This window comes from Cupriavidus sp. FW305-46 (assembly GCF_058787075.1).
Map to the genome: position 1 here is coordinate 1 of NZ_JBYSZI010000139.1, position 604 is coordinate 604.

At 64.2% G+C, this 604-nt stretch carries 1 protein-coding gene; it reads right to left on the reverse strand.

Annotated features, from left to right (window positions below; genetic code table 11):
• A partial coding sequence (locus AC3WON_RS31100; RefSeq protein ID WP_492353485.1) for a bifunctional UDP-4-keto-pentose/UDP-xylose synthase occupies positions 1–604 on the reverse strand: 604 nt, incomplete at both ends.

Below are 604 nucleotides of genomic sequence, written 5' to 3' on the forward strand. Positions count from 1 at the left end.
GGATTCTCGATGATGCGCATCAGCGCGTCGATGCCGTCGGCGATATCGGCAAAGGCGCGCTGCTGGGCGCCGCCGTCGACCAGCTTGATCGGCTCGCCGCGCACGATATGGCCGAGGAACTGCGTCACCACGCGCGACGAGCCTTCCTTCGATTCGAAGATCGAATCCAGCCCCGCGCCGATCCAGTTGAACGGACGGAACAGGGTGTAGTTCAGGCCTTGCTCCATGCCGTAGGCGTGGATCACGCGGTCCATCAGCTGCTTGGAGCAGGCATAGATCCAGCGCGGCTTGTTGATCGGGCCGTAGACCAGCGGCGAGGCCTCGGGGTCGAACTCTTCATCGCTGCACATGCCGTAGACCTCGGAGGTCGACGGGAACACCAGGTGCTTGCCGTACTTGACCGCGGCGCGCACGATCGGCAGGTTGGCCTCGAAGTCCAGCTCGAACACGCGCAGCGGCTGGCGCACGTAGGTGGCCGGGGTGGCGATGGCCACCAGCGGCAGCACCACGTCGCACTTGCGGATGTTGTACTCGATCCACTCCTTGTTGATGGTGATGTCACCCTCGAAGAAGTGCATGCGCGGGTGGTCGACGAGGTCGCCGA